The sequence below is a fragment of the Mesorhizobium sp. M0678 genome (genome assembly GCF_040320505.1).
Classification (GTDB): domain Bacteria; phylum Pseudomonadota; class Alphaproteobacteria; order Rhizobiales; family Rhizobiaceae; genus Mesorhizobium.
Genome location: NZ_JAMYPT010000006.1, coordinates 212550 through 227963 on the forward strand (window position 1 = coordinate 212550; position 15414 = coordinate 227963).

At 63.6% G+C, this 15414-nt stretch carries 16 protein-coding genes and 1 pseudogene; 5 read left to right on the forward strand and 12 right to left on the reverse strand.

From position 1 onward, the window contains the following. Positions 1–135 precede the first annotated feature (135 nt). Complete coding sequence (locus tag NKI29_RS13915) at positions 136–1620, reverse strand: carboxypeptidase M32 (protein ID WP_352454909.1); 1485 nt, start codon at positions 1618–1620, stop codon at positions 136–138. Positions 1621–1802: 182 nt separating this feature from the next. On the opposite strand from NKI29_RS13915, the pseudogene NKI29_RS13920 reads away from it, so the two are divergent. Beyond that, positions 1803–2146 (forward strand): annotated as a pseudogene (locus NKI29_RS13920) (DUF1304 domain-containing protein). A 78-nt stretch (positions 2147–2224) separates the two neighbouring features. Here NKI29_RS13920 and NKI29_RS13925 read toward each other — a convergent pair. From NKI29_RS13925 to NKI29_RS13955, 7 genes are all read right to left on the reverse strand, one after another. Next, on the reverse strand, positions 2225–2623 hold the full coding sequence (locus NKI29_RS13925) for a hypothetical protein (RefSeq protein WP_352454908.1): 399 nt from the start codon (positions 2621–2623) through the stop codon (positions 2225–2227). A 285-nt stretch (positions 2624–2908) separates the two neighbouring features. Beyond that, positions 2909–3940, reverse strand: a complete 1032-nt coding sequence (locus NKI29_RS13930) for a peptidoglycan -binding protein (RefSeq protein WP_352796504.1) — start codon at positions 3938–3940, stop codon at positions 2909–2911. A gap of 1 nt (position 3941) precedes the next feature. Next, entirely contained in the window at positions 3942–4967 is a 1026-nt protein-coding gene (locus tag NKI29_RS13935) for a MotA/TolQ/ExbB proton channel family protein (protein ID WP_023678019.1), read from the reverse strand. A 115-nt stretch (positions 4968–5082) separates the two neighbouring features. Then, a complete protein-coding gene (gene trhA, locus NKI29_RS13940) occupies positions 5083–5790 on the reverse strand; it encodes a PAQR family membrane homeostasis protein TrhA (RefSeq protein ID WP_352796507.1) in 708 nt (235 codons plus the stop codon). 99 nt (positions 5791–5889) lie between these two features. Next, the gene (locus tag NKI29_RS13945) at positions 5890–6690 is read right to left on the reverse strand and encodes an inositol monophosphatase family protein (RefSeq protein WP_023678017.1); all 801 of its coding nucleotides are present in this window, start codon (positions 6688–6690) and stop codon (positions 5890–5892) included. An 81-nt stretch (positions 6691–6771) separates the two neighbouring features. Next, complete coding sequence (gene efp / locus NKI29_RS13950; protein ID WP_023678016.1) at positions 6772–7338, reverse strand: elongation factor P; 567 nt, start codon at positions 7336–7338, stop codon at positions 6772–6774. 138 nt (positions 7339–7476) lie between these two features. Continuing rightward, complete coding sequence (locus NKI29_RS13955; protein ID WP_352796509.1) at positions 7477–8334, reverse strand: LysR family transcriptional regulator; 858 nt, start codon at positions 8332–8334, stop codon at positions 7477–7479. Between the two features lie 112 nt (positions 8335–8446). On the opposite strand from NKI29_RS13955, the gene NKI29_RS13960 reads away from it, so the two are divergent. Continuing rightward, positions 8447–9463: a zinc-dependent alcohol dehydrogenase family protein gene (locus NKI29_RS13960; RefSeq protein ID WP_352796512.1), complete on the forward strand. Its 1017-nt coding sequence runs from the start codon at positions 8447–8449 to the stop codon at positions 9461–9463. A 42-nt stretch (positions 9464–9505) separates the two neighbouring features. Here NKI29_RS13960 and NKI29_RS13965 read toward each other — a convergent pair whose 3' ends face one another. The 3 genes from NKI29_RS13965 to NKI29_RS13975 form a co-directional block, all read right to left on the reverse strand. Further along, complete coding sequence (locus NKI29_RS13965) at positions 9506–10537, reverse strand: tetratricopeptide repeat protein (RefSeq protein WP_352796515.1); 1032 nt, start codon at positions 10535–10537, stop codon at positions 9506–9508. Position 10538: 1 nt separating this feature from the next. Further along, on the reverse strand, positions 10539–11186 hold the full coding sequence (locus tag NKI29_RS13970; RefSeq protein WP_352450837.1) for a thiamine phosphate synthase: 648 nt from the start codon (positions 11184–11186) through the stop codon (positions 10539–10541). A gap of 176 nt (positions 11187–11362) precedes the next feature. Then, complete coding sequence (locus tag NKI29_RS13975) at positions 11363–12247, reverse strand: DMT family transporter (protein WP_352796518.1); 885 nt, start codon at positions 12245–12247, stop codon at positions 11363–11365. A 132-nt stretch (positions 12248–12379) separates the two neighbouring features. Between NKI29_RS13975 and NKI29_RS13980 the strand changes: the two genes are divergently transcribed. Together NKI29_RS13980 and NKI29_RS13985 are read left to right on the forward strand one after the other, a co-directional pair. After that, positions 12380–12829 (forward strand): Lrp/AsnC family transcriptional regulator, encoded by a 450-nt coding sequence (locus NKI29_RS13980; RefSeq protein ID WP_023678010.1) that lies wholly within the window; start codon positions 12380–12382, stop codon positions 12827–12829. Between the two features lie 94 nt (positions 12830–12923). After that, a complete protein-coding gene (locus NKI29_RS13985; RefSeq protein WP_352450835.1) occupies positions 12924–13694 on the forward strand; it encodes a sulfite exporter TauE/SafE family protein in 771 nt (256 codons plus the stop codon). On the opposite strand, the gene NKI29_RS13990 is transcribed toward NKI29_RS13985, so the two are convergent. Continuing rightward, positions 13631–14287, reverse strand: coding sequence for a DUF2269 family protein (locus NKI29_RS13990; protein ID WP_352796521.1), 657 nt, complete (start codon positions 14285–14287; stop codon positions 13631–13633). The two genes, NKI29_RS13985 and NKI29_RS13990, sit on opposite strands and share 64 nt — an antisense overlap. 580 nt (positions 14288–14867) lie before the next feature. Here NKI29_RS13990 and rcdA point away from each other — a divergent pair. Further along, positions 14868–15395, forward strand: a complete 528-nt coding sequence (rcdA, locus tag NKI29_RS13995; protein WP_352796523.1) for a protease adaptor protein RcdA — start codon at positions 14868–14870, stop codon at positions 15393–15395. The last annotated feature ends 19 nt before the right edge of the window (positions 15396–15414 follow it).

The window sequence follows — 15414 nt, forward strand, 5'->3', positions numbered from 1 at the left end:
ACTGTAACAGACAGACATCTACGCTCGCCCAACTTGGAAGAACTCCTTTTTCAGAGGCTTTCCCACCAAAGTAAAGGCCAGTTTCGCGGATTTCTGCAAGTCACCGCGGCAAGAACCTGGAATAGACGAAGCGGCTCAGTTCCCGTACCGCTTCTTCAGATGGTCAGTGAAATGTGCGGCATCGAGCTTTTCGCCGGTAGCGCGTTCGAGCAGTTCCGGTGTCGACCAGCGCGAGCCTTGCGACCAGATCCTTTTGCGGCGCCAGTCGTTGATCGCGGCGAAATCTCCCTTGGCGAGGTCTTCGTCGGCTGAAGGATGATCCCTGGTCAGCGCCGCCCATTGCTGCGCCGCCATCATGGCGCCCAGCGTGTAGGAGGGGAAATAGCCGAAGGCGGCACCCGGCCAGTGGACGTCCTGCATCGGACCGTCAGCCGGATTGTCTGATGTCGACAGGCCGAGATAATCGCGCATCTTGGCATCCCAGGCTTCGGGCAGGTCGGCTGCTTCCAGCCGTCCCGAGACAAGCTCCTGCTCCAGCTCGTAGCGCAGGATGACGTGCAGCGGATAGGTGACCTCGTCGGCATCGACGCGGATCAGGCCGCGCTCGACCCGGTGTACATGCGGCAGGATGTCGTCGATCGTCCAGCTCTCGCCGAGGTGTCTTTCGACCACCGGCAGCGCCCAGCGCCAGAATTCTGGATTGCGGCCGATCTGCTTTTCGACGAACAGGCTCTGGCTTTCATGCACCGCCATGCCGCGCGCTCTGCCCAGAGGCCAGTGCGCCCACGCCTTCGGCAGGTTCTGCTCGTACAGCGCATGGCCGGTCTCGTGCAGCACGCCCATCAGCGCCGACAGGAAATCCGAGGTCTTGTAGCGGGTGGTGATGCGCACGTCGCTCGGCACGCCGCCGCAGAAGGGATGGTGCGAAACCGACAGCGAGCCGTGGGTGAGGTCGAAGCCGACCGCCGCCATCATGGCGAGGCCAAGCTCGCGCTGCTTGTCCAAGGGGTATCTGCCGGAAAGCGGCTTCAGCGGATGTTTCGCCAGCCGCTCTTCCTGCACGGCCAGTGCCTCCGGCACGAAGCCTTTCAGGAAGGTCTTCAACTCGACAAACACAGGCGTGATGTCGGCGGCGCGATTGCCCGGGTCATATTGCTCCATGAGCGCGTCGTAAGGCTCGAGCCCGAGCACCTCGGCGCGAAGGGCCGCCTCCTCGCGGACCAGCGCCACGACGCCTTCGAGCGCCGGTAGGAAACCCGCCCAGTCGTTCTTGGCGCGCAGGTCGCGCCAGAGCTGCTCGGAGCGCATGCGCGCGGTCGTCTGGCGCTCGACGAACTCGACCGGCAGGCAGGTCAGGTTGGTGTATTGCCGGCGGAATTCCCTGACCGCGGCCTGCTGCTCTTCGTTCAGCGCCTCCTGCTCGGCCGCCGCGATCCAGTCGGCAATCTCCGGCGCAGTCGCCCGGGCATGGTGCATGCCCGCAAGCGCCGACATTGCCTCTGCGCGCTTCTCGCCGCCGCCGACCGCCATATGGGTCGCCTCGTCGGCGCCGAGGATGGCGAGGGCGTGTTCCAGCGCTTCGAGCTTGTGGCCGAGGTCGTCGAGTTTTTGAAAGGACATTGTGGGTTCCGCTGATTTGACGGCGGGAAAAGATACCAATGCAAAAGTGTTGGCAACCCCGAAGCCGTCCGCGATCGACGCATCGACTGCCAGCTGCAACGGCCGAAAAGCATCTTGTGGAAGCGGTGGCGTGCGTGGTCAATGTCGTCCGGCGGCGGCAGACCGCGATGCGGAGACGAAACATGATCGCCAATGTGCTGGTCGGGCTGGTGGCCGTGATCCACCTCTGCATCGTCTATCTTGAGATGGTGCTGTAGGACACGCCGCGCGGCCATATGGTATCCAGGCTGACGCCGGAATTCGCCAGGGCCTCGAAAGTGCTCGCGGCCAATCAGGGGCTTTACAACGGCTTTCTCGCAGCCAGCCTGATCTGGGGCTTTACCTCGGCGAAGCCGGTTTCCAGTAGTCTTCTTCCTGCTCTGCGTCGCCGTCGCCGGCCTTTACGGCAGCGACGGCGGGCCGTAAAATCCTGTTCATCGAGACAGTGCCGGCAGCGCTGGCGCTGATTGCACTGGCGGTGGGCTAGCGCATGATCCCTGAACCGAAAGCTGGAACGGGATCATGCGCAAATCAATTGCCACAGCGCCGGGCACTGCGGCCGATTTCAGCCGCCTGGATAAGTTGGGCCATAGCCGTTGGGATAGTATCCGCCATCGGCGCCGTTGCCGATGAGGAAGGCACTGCCGGTGTCAGCGCGCAGCTTTTGGCTGACATCGTCGAGCTGCGCCAGCAACTGCTGATATTGCGTGCTCGGCATGGTTCCATCGCGTGCGGCCCTCTGGGCGGCCCGATCGAGTTGAGCGACCTGCGTGCGCAAGTCACGTGCCTCGCCCGGCTCGAGCTTGTTCGCCCGGATGGCGCCCTGGATACCCGTCTCCACGCTCTGGATCTGATTGATCAAGGCCGTCGCACGCGGGCCGGCGTAAGCGCCAGCAAACGGAACGGCGAGGAGCAGTGTGGCGAGCGTAGCAGTCCTGAGATTCCTGGGAGCGAAGAAGCGCATGGTTGCGTCTCCTTTACTGGGGAAGGCGGTGGTTGGGAGGGTCCTGCCTTCCGGCCGCGGGCCGTCAGGTTCCGTCGCGTCGCGATGAGCGGTTCCACCGCCGGCGGTTCTCGGCCCATGACCAAGGCTAAAAGGCCATGGCGGCAAAGTGTAATTAAAAAAAGGTAATTTTTTTCAGCTCTTGCCGCTGCCGCACCAGTGCCCTAAATGCCGCCGACTTGAGCCGGCTCGAGCCGGCTCGACCTGGCCCGACCTGGCGCATGATACAAGCCAAAGGCCTGCAGATCACCGCTCGGTCAGCTTCAACTCGATGCGGCGGTTCTTGTTGCGCGCCTCGTCGGTATCGGCGGGGTCGAGCGGCTGGAATTCGCCGAAGCCGGCCGCGACCAGCCGGTTGGCCGGCACGCCGTTCTCGATCAGGAACTTGACCACCGATGTCGAGCGCGCCGTCGACAATTCCCAATTGTCGCGGTAGCGGCCGGTGCCGGAGAGCGGCTTGTTGTCGGTGTGGCCATCGACGCGCAGCACCCAGTTGATCTCCGGCGGGATTTCCTTTCGCAATTCGATGATGGCATCGGCAAGCTTCTTCATCTCGACCTTGCCGGCATCGTTGATCACCTCGGAGCCGGTCGGGAACAGCACTTCCGACTGGAAGACGAAGCGGTCGCCGACGATACGGATGTTCTCGCGGTCGGCGAGAATTTCACGCAAGCGGCCGAAGAAATCGGAGCGGTAGCGGTTTAGCTCCTGCACGCGTTGCGCCAGTGCGACGTTGAGGCGGCGGCCGAGATCGGCGATCTTGGTGTTGGATTCGCGGTCGCGCGTTTCGGACACGTCGAGCGCTTGTTCGAGCGCTGCGATCTGCCTGCGCAGTGCCGAAATCTGCTGGTTGAGGATCTCGACCTGGCTCAGCGCCTGCTGGCTGATCTGGCGCTGGCTGTCGAGCTCGCCGGAAAGTGCCGTCGCGCGCTGGTTGGCGGCATCGCCGGCACCGGCGCCTTGCGCCAGCAATTGCTCGAGCCGGCTCTTTTCCGCCTCCGACGCGGACAGCGACGCCTGCAAATTGGCAAGGGTGTCCTCCTTGTCCTGCGTCGTCGAGCGCTCCAGCGCCAGAAGCTGGGTCAACTCGTTGATCTGCGAGTTGAGGCGGTTGAGCACCGTGTCCTTGCCGGAGATCTCGCGGCCGAGCAGGAACTGCGCCAGCACGAAAACCGTGAGCAGGAACATGATCGCCAACAGCAGCGTCGACAGCGCATCGACGAAGCCCGGCCAGTAATCGATGCGGCGGTCGGAGCGCCGGCCTCGTGCCAACGCCACGTCAATGCACTCCAGGCTTCTTCAAGGCGTCGGCGATCTTCTCCAGGGTGTTGCGCATCGCCTTCTGCTCGTCGGACTGGGCCTCGACCCAGTCGCGCATGATCTGCTGTTCCGAGCGCATGTTCTTGACCAGGCCGGAAATGCCGTCGGCGAGATTGGCCATGGCGGTGGCGACGCGCGGATTGGAGCCGCCGCCATTCTCCTGCAGAGTGCGCAGCTTTTCCGACAACAGCCGGATTTCCTCGGAGGGTTCGGTCTTGGCGGCGTCGGCAACAACGATGTCGGAGGACAGGTCGGTGACCGAGGACAGCCAGTTTTCGAGTTCGGTATAGAAGCGCGTCTGGGCGCGGCCGGCCTGCAGGTCGAGGAAGCCGAGCACCAGCGAGCCGGAGAGGCCGAACAGCGAGGACGAGAAGGCGGTGCCCATGCCGGCCAACGGAGCGGAAAGCCCCTGCTTCAGGGATTCGAGCACGGCCGCGGCATCGCCGGTGCCGGGATCGAGCGACTCGATGGTTTCGCGGATCGAGCCGATCGTGTTGAGCAGGCCCCAGAAGGTGCCGAGCAGGCCGAGGAACACCAGCAGTCCGACAAGGTAGCGCGACGTGTCGCGGCTTTCGTCGAGCCGGGTGGCGATCGAATCCAGCATGGTGCGCATCGAACTGGTCGAGAAAGCAATCGTCGAGGAGCGGCCGATCATCGCCTTCATCGGCGCCAGCAACACCGGTTCGGTGGTTTCGGAACCGGCGCGGAACGAGTTGACCCAGCGCACCTCGCGGAACAGCCGGCCGACCTGGACGAAGGCCAGCAGGATGCCGACCGCCAGCACGCCGATGATCAGGCCGTTGAGGCCGGGATTGGTGACGAAGGCGGTCGAGATCTGGCGGGTCAGGATGGCGGCGATGAAGGCCACGATGAACAGAAAGATCACCATGGTCAGCAGAAACACCTGCGGGCTCGACAATTTGTGCGGGTCGTAGATCAGAACGTCGGAGCGCCTGCCCATGCCGAAGGATCTGAGAAGAGTCATCCGTGCCCCGTTTCCGATGCCGTCGCCGCCGATCAATTTGTGTTTGCGACTCTAAACGGAATTGTGACGAAATTGAATGGCGCTTGGCAATATTGCCACTGTCCGCGACCGGAGGTCAAAGCCGGTTGATGACCAGGCAGTCGACCATGGCGGCCAGATGCAGGCCGGCGCCGGTGACGACAAAGCCATGCCACAGCGCATTGTGGAAGCGCAGGCCCTTCCAGGCGAAGAAGATCACGCCACAGGAGTAAACGATGCCGCCGGCAACGATGAGCGCGATCGATGTCGCCGGCAGCGTCCGCACGAGCGGCTCCACCAGAACGATACCGCTCCAGCCGATGGCTAGGTAGAAGACGATCGCCAGCCGGTCGAAACGGCCGGGAAGAAAGACCTTGATGGCGATGCCGACCGCCGCGGCGGTCCAGACCAGGACGATCATGGAAACGGCCAGCGGCGGGCCGCCGAGCTGGGCCAGGAAAGGCGTGTAGGTGGCAGCGATCAGCAGATAGATCGCGGCATGGTCGAAGCGCCGCAATATCCATTTTGCCGGCGACGACACCGGCCAGACATTGTAGGCCAGCGAAACCGACAGCACGGTGAGCAGCGAGACTACATAGAAGGCGGCGGCGACGTATTCGCCGGGGCCGGTTCGATAGGCGGCCAGTGCCAGCAGCGTCGAGCCGGCAGCGATCGCCAGCACGATGCCCACGGCGTGGACAATGCCGTCGGCGATGATCTCGGCGCGCGAGTAATGCCAGCGCCCCATAAAGGGAATGTCGAGCTGGGAGAGTTCGCTCTGGGGTTGGGGCCGGCTGTTCGTCATCGATGATCCTGCGCCACCTTATCTGGGCGGCCGCGGGACAGTATTTCAAGCTTTGGTTGCGGTTTTGCGACTGCGGCGGTTCAGCGCGGCGTGCCTCTATCAGCCGGCTGAGAGTGGCCTTTTGATAGTCTTCAACAGCGCGCGCTGGATGAGTTCGTTGCCGGCGACCAGTGAACCGGCGTTCAGCACATCCTGTCCCCCGGCGAAATCGGAGACGAAACCGCCCGCCTCGCGGATCAGCAAAATGCCGGCGGCGACATCCCAGGCCGACAGGCCGGTTTCCCAGAACCCGTCCATGCGGCCGGCGGCGACGTAGGCGAGATCGAGCGAGGCGGAGCCGAGACGGCGGACGCCAGAGACCTCGGCCATGACATTGCGCAACTCGATGAGGAAATTGCCGTGCTGGCCACGCCCGAGATGCGGCATGCCGCAGCCGATCACCGCATCGACCAGCTTGGTGCGGCCGGCGACGCGCAGCCGGCGGTCGTTCATGAAAGCGCCGCCGCCGCGCTCGGCGGTATAGAGTTCATCCATCGCCGGATTGTAGACGACGCCGGCGACGATCTGGCCCTGGCGCTCCAGCGCGATCGAAACGGCAAAGAGCGGAATGCCGTGCAGGAAATTGGTGGTGCCGTCGAGCGGGTCGACGATCCAGCGGTGCTGGCCGTCGTCGCCCTCGATCACGCCGCGTTCCTCCATCAGGAAGGCGTAGCCGGGCCGCGCCTTGGAGAGTTCGGCAAAGACGATGTCTTCGGCCTTGCGGTCGGCCTGGCTGACATAGTCGCCCGGCCCCTTCATCGAGACCTGCAGGTTCTGCACTTCGCCGAAGTCACGCGACAGCGAGCGGCCGGCTTTCATTGCGGCCTGGACCATGACATTGAGGATCGCGGAACGCGCCATTGCTGTTCTTCCTGTCGCTGCGCCTATTTGCCTTGACGCATGATCTTATCCAAAAAGTCTGCAACTCTTTGGGATCACGCCTTAGTCGGCGCGGCGCACATAAGTGATTTCGTTGGTATCGACGATGATGCGCTCGCCCGAGCCGATGAACGGCGGCACCAGCACGCGGATGCCGTTTTCGAGTATCGCCGGCTTGTAGGACGAGGCTGCCGTCTGGCCCCTCACCACCGGGTCGGCCTCGGTGATGGTCAGCGTCACCTGGTCGGGCAGCGAAATGCCGATCGGCCTTTCGTCATAGAGCTGGACCGTCACCATCATGCCGTCCTGCAGGAAGGCGGCGCGATCGCCGACGAACTCCTTTTGCAATTCGAGCTGCTCGTAGCTTTCGGTGTCCATGAACACCAGCGCGTCGCCCTGCTCGTAGAGGAAGGAAAAATCCTTCAGATCGAGCCGGATCTGCTCGACCGTCTCGGCCGAACGGAAGCGCTCGTTGAGCTTGGTGCCGTTGATCAGGTTCTTGAGTTCGACCTGGTTGTAGGCGCCGCCCTTGCCGGGCTTGACGGTGTTGGTCCTGACGGCCACCCAAAGGCCGCCATCATGCTCGATGACGTTGCCGGGACGGATTTCGTTGCCATTGATCTTGGCCATGGTGAGGTGATCCGGAAATGAGATGATCGCCGCAAAGGGCAATTTGGCGCCTCCAAGACCACAAATCGCCAGCAGAGGCAAGGAGCGCCTTCCGATGAAGCGGGAACGAAGCTGGCCCGGCAGCGCGCCGTGGCGGCCTCAGTCCGCCCTGACAGTCGCGGTGACGGCCTCGGTCACTGCGTCGGCGACCTCTGTCAAAAGATGCAGGTGCGGCGAACGCAGGACGACAATTCGCAGCGACAGCTCGAGGCCGGGAGCGTCGACCAGGGCAATGCCCTCAGGCAGCTTTTCCCGCAGCAGCCGCTTGGGCAGCAGGCCAAGGCCTTGGCCTCGACGAACCCAGTCGATCTGCAGCGCGCTGTCCTGAATCTCGGCGCCGACCATCAACCTGTGGCCGCCCTCGGCCAGGGCAGCCGCCAGCCGCCGGCGCGCGTCGCAGGGTTCAGGGCTGAGGACCCAGGGCATGGTCTTGACGTCGGCTTGCCGGCTGGTGTTTTCGGCAGCGATGATGCCGAGGGGCTCGGTTCCGACAACGCCGTCGCCAGCTTTGGAATTGCTGCCGTCCAGGATGAAGGCGAGTTCGAGCTGTCCGCGCTTGTGCTGGTCGGCCAGCTCAAGACTCCAGCCGCTCTTCAGACGCAGCGAGACCTTCGGAAACCGCGCCACGGCATCAGCAATGGCGGCGGCCACGGCTTTGTCGCAAAGTCCATGCGCGAGGCCGAGCCGCAGCAGGCCCTCCGGCTCGTTGCCCTTGGCGAATGATCTCAGCGCGTCGACGGCGGCGAGAATTTCCTTGCCGCGTGCCAGCACCTCTACGCCGGCCGGGGTCAGTCGCGACGGCTTTAGCCGGCGGTCGAGCAATTCCGTGCCGAGCATCTCCTCCAGCCGCTGGATCTGGCGGGTGACGGCCGGCTGCGTCAACGGCAGGCGTTGCGCCACCTTCTGAATCGAACCCTCCTCGGCAAAGAGGGCCAGTGTTTTCAGTTCTTCAAGCACGATACACCCGAACATGTCATGGAAGCATAATTATCCTGAACATTATGAATTTGAAATCCGATGGATGGCAAGCGATTTTCCTCTGGCAGGACCCAGCTAGAAAGGAACGACGATGAAAGCGATCGAATTGCAGAGCCCGGGCGGCCTCGAGAACCTCAGAATGGTCGAGCGGCCGATGCCTGAGCCAGGGCGCCAAGAGATGATTGTGAAGGTCAAGGCGACGGCGCTGAACTACCGCGATGCCGAGATCGTTCGCGGCAGCTATCACACGAAGTTTGCATTGCCGCTGGTGCCGCTGTCGGACGGCGTCGGCGAAGTCGTTGCCATCGGCGCCGAGGTCAGCCGGTTCAAGATCGGCGACCGGGTCTGCGCCACGTTCTGGCAGCGCTGGGTCGGCGGCAGTTTCGCCATGGCCGAGCCATCCTATCAACGCGGCGGCCCAATCGACGGGCTGCTCAGCGAATTTGCCCGGCTCGACGAACAGGCGGCGGTGCTGGCGCCGGCCAATCTGAGCGACCTCGAAGCGGCGACGCTGCCATGCGCCGGCGTGACGGCATGGCACGCGCTGTTTACGGAGGGCAGCGTCAAACCCGGCGACACCGTGCTTTGCCTCGGCACCGGCGGCGTTTCGCTGTTTGCGGTGCAGTTCGCCGCTACTGCCGGGGCGCGCGTCATCGTGACGTCGAGCAGCGACGAGAAGCTTGCGCGGGCAAGGCAACTTGGCGCGCAGGATGGCGTGAACTATCGCAGCGCCCCCGACTGGGCATCGGCCGTGCTGGGATTGACGGATGGCCGCGGCGCCGACCATATCATCGAGGTTGGCGGACCGCAGAGTTTTGCACAATCGCTGAGGGCAGCGGCGCGCGGCGCCCAGATCAACGTCATCGGCTATCTCGGCGGCAGTGACGGCGCCATCAACCCGCTCGACATCTTCCGCCGGCAGGTCCGGGCGCGAGGCATACCGGTGGGCTCACGCGAATCCTTCGAGGCGATGAACCGCGCCATTGTCGTCAACCGGTTGAGACCGGTGATCGACCGGGTCGTGCCATGGAGCCGGGCCGCCGAAGCCTTTCGGTACCTTGAACACGGCTCGCCTTTCGGCAAGGTCGTGCTCGATCATACGCAATGAGTCCGCCTGACGAGCCTGGTGCAATGAGTCGCGAGACCGCGGTCAGGGCAGGCGGTTGGCCCGTTGCAGCGCCTGCTGCGTCTGCTCGTCGGTCAGGCCCTGCAGGAAATCGTCCATCTCTTGGTCGATCAGCCCGGCGCGGCGGGCGACAACATACCAGGCGCCGGCGAGGATGAGATCCGGGTCGGTGCCGATGCCGTTCATGTAGAGCTTGGCGAGACGGTTCTGGGCGGCGACATTGCCGCCTTCGGCGGCCTGCTTCATCCAGTTGAACCCGGATTTCAGGTCGCGGGCGCCGCCGCGCCCCTCGATCATCCAGGTGGCGAGATCGATCTGTGCGGTGTCGTAGTTCTGCCGCGCGGCCTGTGCCAGCAGGCCGCGGGCGCTGACATCGTCGCGCGGCTTGCCGCCGGCGCCATTGGCGTAGACCTGTGCCATCGCATATTGTGCGTCGGCAAGCCCGGTCGCGGCAGCGCGCTCGTAATAGGACACGGCTTTGGCAATACCGGCATCGCCGGGCTCCTGTTCGACCATCAGCTGCGCAAAATTGAACTGCGCCAGGCGGTTGCCGGCCTCGGCGGCGGCCTGCATCAGCGCATAGGCCTCCTTCTCGTCCTTTTTGACGTAGCGGCCGTCGAGCAGCATCAGCGCATACTGGAATTGCGATTCCGGCACGCCCTGCTCGGCGGCAAGCGCATACCACTTCGCCGCCCCTGCCGCGTCGACCGGCACGCCGAGGCCGCGCGACAATATCTCGGCCACCAGCGTCTGTGCTGCCGGATCGCCGTTTTGAGCGCGGGAGAGCGCAAGGTTGTAGGCCGTCTTGTAGAGCCCGCGCTGAAAGGCCCCGTAGGCAGCATCGGACGGCTTTGCGCCGAAGCGGTCGGGGTTGATGGTGTCGGCCGACGGCAACGGGGTGGTGGTGGCGGGCTGCGGCAATTGTGCGGCGATCGGCTTGTCGGCAGGTTCGCTGGAATCCGGCCTGGGCTGCGGCAGCGGAACGGGTTCCGCCGCTATCGCCTGCGTCACGGCCGTTGCGAGAAAGGCGCTGAAAAGGATTTTCCGCGAGAGCACGTCAGTCCTCGAAGCGCGGCGCGGTTTCGTCGAGCAGCGCGTTGGCGGCGGCAACCGCCATCTTCGGATCGACGCCGTCGGCGAAAACGGCGCTGGACAGCGCCACGAATTCGGCGCCGGTGGCGGCGACCGCTTCCACCGAGGCAAGATCCGATCCGGCCATGACGATGCAGGGGATCTGGATGACGTCCGCCCACCATTGCCCGAGCGACAGGTTGCGCGGGTGCGGCTCAGGCTTGTTGTCGTAGCCGAAGCGGCCGAAGAAAATGTAATCAGGCCTGACCTCGCCGAGTTCCAGCGCATCGTCGCGGGTCTTGGCGCCGCCGGTGCCGACCATCATCCTGGCCTGGAAGTGTTCGATCGTTTCGGCGAGCTCGTCCTTGCCGACCTCGACATGAATGCCGTCGGCCTGGACGCGGCCGGCGATGCGGGTGTCGCCGGCAATGATGACGGCAATGCCGGCCGCTTGCGCCACCGGCACGATCTGCTCGGCAAAGGCTTGGAAAGAGGCCTCGTCCATACCGTTTTCCGGCAGGATAAGCGAGGCGACGTCACCGCCGTCGAAAGCCGCGGCGATGCGCTCGGCCGGCACGTTCGGCGGCGCGATCAGCACGATGCGGCAGCGGTTGGGCGGCGTTGCGTCATTCATTGGTGTTCGGTCCCGGTTATCGCCTATGCCGGGCGAAGATGGTTGCATTGCGGCATAGAGCAAAGTGCGGGAGTTGAACAGGCGGCAGGGGGATCACGTTTGCCGTCAACGATTCCATAGGGCTCGGCGCATGGCTGCCGTTGGCCGAAATTCTCCTCGCCTGGTCGCTTGCGGCCCTACGCAGGCACCTTCGATTTCCACAGCGACCAGCCGAGATTCATGCCGGCGGCGGCGACCAGGATGGCGGCGGCGCCGACGATCTGTGCCGGCTGCAGCCGATGGCCGAAGGCGACGACATCGACGAGGATGGCGACGACTGGGTAGATGAAGGACAGCGATCCCTGCAGATGCGTCGGCAGCTTCTGGATGGCACCGTACATGAGGATGTACATCAGGCCGGTATGGACGATGCCGAGCGTCGCCAGCATGACCCAGCTCCACGCATCGGCGGGAAGGTGGGTGAGATTGGCGAAGGGTGCCAGCATGAGAACGCCGACGCAGACCTGGATCAGGGCGATCAGGTGCGGCGGCGTGCCTTTGAGCTTCTTGGTGACGATAGCCGCAACGGCCCAGAAGAAAGCCGCGGCCAGCGCCATCGCAATGCCGGTAAAGTAATCCGTACCATGATCGCCTGCATCGGGCGCGGCCTGCACGATCAGCAGCATGCCGGCGAAGGCGATGCCGAGCCAGGTCAGCTTGGTCACCGTCAGCCGTTCGGAGAAGAAGAGCGCGCCAAAACCCACCAGCATGAAGGGCTGCGTGTTGTAAACGGCCGTGGCGATCGAGATCGACGCGCGGGAAAACGCGCTGAACAGCAACAGCCAGTTGATAACGATGGCAGCACCGCCGAGAGCCGCGATCGCGACGATGCGAAGCGACAGCCTGCCACGCAGCAGTCCCAGCGCCGCGCAGATGATCAGCAGCGTTACCGCCCCGAAAGCACAGCGCCAGAACACCACGTCCATGATGGGCTGGCCGGAAAGGACGACGAACCAGCCGATCGTGCCGAGGATCGCCATCGCCGCCGTCATTTCGATCGTGCCGCGTACCGTGTTGTCCATGGATGCTGCTGAAACCCGTTGAGATTTTATAATCTCACAGCGGATCGGGTCTTTCCATGACTTCTAGCTGGTGATATGCAGGACAAACCTAATTAAATTAGGTAAGCATCGGCTTTTTCTTGGAATTGTAAAATGCTGGACGAGCTCGACAGAAAGCTCCTCGATATCCTGGTCAAGGATTCACGGACCTCGCTGAAGGAACTGGCGCTGCAGGTCGGGTTGTCGTCACCAAGCGTTTCGGAGCGGCTTCGACGGCTGGAGGATCGCGGCGTCATCCGCGCGTTCACCATCGACATCGATCCGCAGGCGCTCGGCTACGCCTTGCAGGCGATCGTTCGCATCCGGCCATTGCCGGGCAAGCTGCACATCGTCCAGAAGCTGATCGAGGAAATCCCGGAATTCGGCGAATGCGACAAGGTGACGGGCGATGACTGCTTCGTTGCCCGGCTGTTCGTCCGCTCGATCGGCGAGCTCGACGGGATTCTCGACCGCATCGCCGACAAGGCCGAAACCAGCACCGCCATCATCAAGGCGCAGCCGATCCGGAGACGCCCGCCGCCGCTCGACATGCCAAACATGTGACGGGTTTCGGTGGCGTGGCCCACATATTTGCGGTCGCGGTCTGGCCATTTCTGGTCTATTCCAGAGTTCAACTTTCCCTCCAGCGTCCTTTCCCATGTCAGGCCTGCTCGTCGATCCCTGGTTCTATGCCGCGGCCATTCCGGCCGTCATCCTCGTCGGCCTGTCGAAAGGCGGCTTCGGCGGCGCCGTCGGCTTTGTCGGCGTGCCATTGATGGCGCTGACCATGCCGCCGGTTCAGGCTGCCGCAATTCTTCTGCCAATTCTGTGCCTGATGGACATTGTCTCGGTGTGGACGTGGTGGGGTATCTTCGACCGCAAGATGCTGGCCGACATGATGCCGGGTGCCGTGATCGGCATTGCCCTTGGCTGGCTGACGGCGGCACTTGTAACCGAAGAGATGGTGCGGCTGATCGTCGGCGCGGTTGCGTTGATCTTCGTGCTGCGCTGGCTCTATTTGCAACTCCGCCACGGTGCCGGCCACGCGGCGGAGCCCAACCGCGTCGCCGCCGGCTTCTGGGGAACCGTTGCCGGGTTCACCAGCTTCGTCGCCCATGTCGGCGGCCCGCCTTTTCAGGTCTATGCGCTGCCGATCAGGCTCGATCCGAAGGTGCTGTCGGGCACCGCGGCGATCTTTTTCGCCGTCACCAACGCGCTGAAGCTCATCCCTTATTTCGCGCTCGGCCAGTTCGACACCACCAATTTGACCGCGTCGGCGGTGCTGATGCCGCTGGCGCCGCTGTCGACAATCGCCGGCGCCTGGCTGGTGCGGCGGATGCGGCCGGAGCTGTTCTATCCCTTCACCTATGCGACCGTGGCGGTCGTCGCGGTCAAGCTTCTGTGGGACGGCATCGCCGGCCTCCTGTAAGACGGCGGCCCCATTCGGCCGCCGCCGGATTCCTTACACCTCAGGCGGCACTCGGCAGCAGCTGCCGCGTCCTGCCAAGTGCCAGGGCAATGCCGGTTGCCAGTACGAGCGCCATGCAGCCCAGAATGGTGATGTCGTGGAGCGTCGGCTTCAGCACCATGTCCGCGATGATCACCAGCATCACCGAATAGTCGAAGCGCGCGGCGCTGAGGACGCGCTGGCCCTGGGGCAAGCACTGCCGGCGTCACGCCCTCCTTGGCGATCATGCCTGCCATGCGGTCGGCAGTCGGCTTGAAGATGAACATGCCGATGCAGAAGGTCGTCGCATAACCGGCAAGGCCGATCAGCACCCACAGATCGGAAAAGCCGACCCAGAAGCCGCACATGATGAGGCCGAAAAGCAATGTCAGCATCGACATCGGCGCGAAGAACCGGTTGCCGAGCTCGCCGGTAGCGCGCATCGCCTGCAGCATGCCTTCGACGTTTCCAGCGCGGTCGGCGCGTACCGCGAGCAGCATCAGCGTGAAGCCGCCGCCGACCCAGAGGATCGCCGAGACGATATGCAGAAATTTAACGGCCGAGTACCAGTCCATTATTCGCTCCTTGAGAGATTTGATGATTTGCCGGAGCGCAAGGTTTGCTCCGCCTCGTTGCGAGGAGCGGGCGTTTACCGCGGCGCCTGTTTCGGAACGATGTCGCGCGGCGAGCGGATCTGTTTCGGTATGTCGGTCACGATCTGGAGGAAACATGGCGCAAGCGCGTCGCCCCGACTTCCAGCCGGTGGTGTGAACGGGTGCCGTGGCCAGTCAGCTGTGCTGTTACGGCACAGATGCTGGGCGCTTGATCAAAAAATATACCCTGCGTTAAGGGTTCGTTAAGCTTTACAGGCGTTTACTATGTCCATCCAGTGATCTGGATTCTTACCGAGTGGTTGGAGCCACTTTGTTTGACGCCTCCCTGTTAAACTCCTGAGAGCCGCCTTATCCGCGGCTCTTTTTTTGTCCGCCGGCATGGGCGTCCTTCCGGCTAAATGCGGCCGTTAACCGTTTGTTAAACATGTGCTTGCCTTCGCTGGCAGCGAAGCGCATTTTCAAGCTTCAGTCGTTTAGGCTGCCGGATATGGCGGCCAAGAGCCGAATCGGCCGGCTGTCAGGCAAGTGCAGGGGCGTAGCGATGAACGAGCCTTCGAAGGCGAGCGCGAAAACCATCAAGCTGGCGGAGCGCCGGGTTTTCTCCCAATCCTTCAAGCCGCTCTATCAGGAAGGCATGGGCCTGGTCGAGCAGGCGGCCGAATATCTCGACGGCAAGGGCCGCGCCGAGGCCAAGAAGCTGTCGAGGCTGGCGGCGACGCTTTATGCGGCCGAATCGATGCGGCTGACTACCAGGCTGATGCAGGTCGCCTCGTGGCTGCTTTTGCAGCGGGCGGCGAATTCCGGCGAGATGACCCGCGATCAGGTGGCCTCAGAAAAATCCAAGGTGCGTCTCGACACCGCCTCCGCGCATGAGGAGGCGCCCGGCTGGGCCGAGCTGCCGAAGGATTTCATAGACCTCGTCAACCGTTCGCTGCGGCTGCAGGCGTTGGTGCGCCGGATGGACGAGGAGATCTATGGCGGCCTTGCCGAGGTGCCGCCGTCGAGCCGTCGCCTCAATCCTGTCTCCGACCAGATCACGCTGCTCAACACGGCTTTCGCCCGCGGCTGAGAGAACGTTTCATAATTCT

Bases quoted from the DNA above. Each gene is read 5' to 3' on its own strand.
- NKI29_RS13935 (WP_023678019.1), bottom strand. From the start codon at position 4,967: ATGACTCTTCTCAGATCCTTCGGCATGGGCAGGCGCTCCGACGTTCTG.
- NKI29_RS13985 (WP_352450835.1), top strand. From the start codon at position 12,924: ATGTCAGGCCTGCTCGTCGATCCCTGGTTCTATGCCGCGGCCATTCCG.
- NKI29_RS13980 (WP_023678010.1), top strand. From the start codon at position 12,380: ATGCTGGACGAGCTCGACAGAAAGCTCCTCGATATCCTGGTCAAGGAT.
- NKI29_RS13945 (WP_023678017.1), bottom strand. From the start codon at position 6,690: ATGGCGCGTTCCGCGATCCTCAATGTCATGGTCCAGGCCGCAATGAAA.
- NKI29_RS13970 (WP_352450837.1), bottom strand. From the start codon at position 11,186: ATGAATGACGCAACGCCGCCCAACCGCTGCCGCATCGTGCTGATCGCG.
- NKI29_RS13990 (WP_352796521.1), bottom strand. From the start codon at position 14,287: ATGGACTGGTACTCGGCCGTTAAATTTCTGCATATCGTCTCGGCGATC.
- NKI29_RS13960 (WP_352796512.1), top strand. From the start codon at position 8,447: ATGAAAGCGATCGAATTGCAGAGCCCGGGCGGCCTCGAGAACCTCAGA.
- NKI29_RS13915 (WP_352454909.1), bottom strand. From the start codon at position 1,620: ATGTCCTTTCAAAAACTCGACGACCTCGGCCACAAGCTCGAAGCGCTG.
- NKI29_RS13975 (WP_352796518.1), bottom strand. From the start codon at position 12,247: ATGGACAACACGGTACGCGGCACGATCGAAATGACGGCGGCGATGGCG.
- trhA (WP_352796507.1), bottom strand. From the start codon at position 5,790: ATGACGAACAGCCGGCCCCAACCCCAGAGCGAACTCTCCCAGCTCGAC.
- NKI29_RS13925 (WP_352454908.1), bottom strand. From the start codon at position 2,623: ATGCGCTTCTTCGCTCCCAGGAATCTCAGGACTGCTACGCTCGCCACA.
- rcdA (WP_352796523.1), top strand. From the start codon at position 14,868: ATGAACGAGCCTTCGAAGGCGAGCGCGAAAACCATCAAGCTGGCGGAG.
- efp (WP_023678016.1), bottom strand. From the start codon at position 7,338: ATGGCCAAGATCAATGGCAACGAAATCCGTCCCGGCAACGTCATCGAG.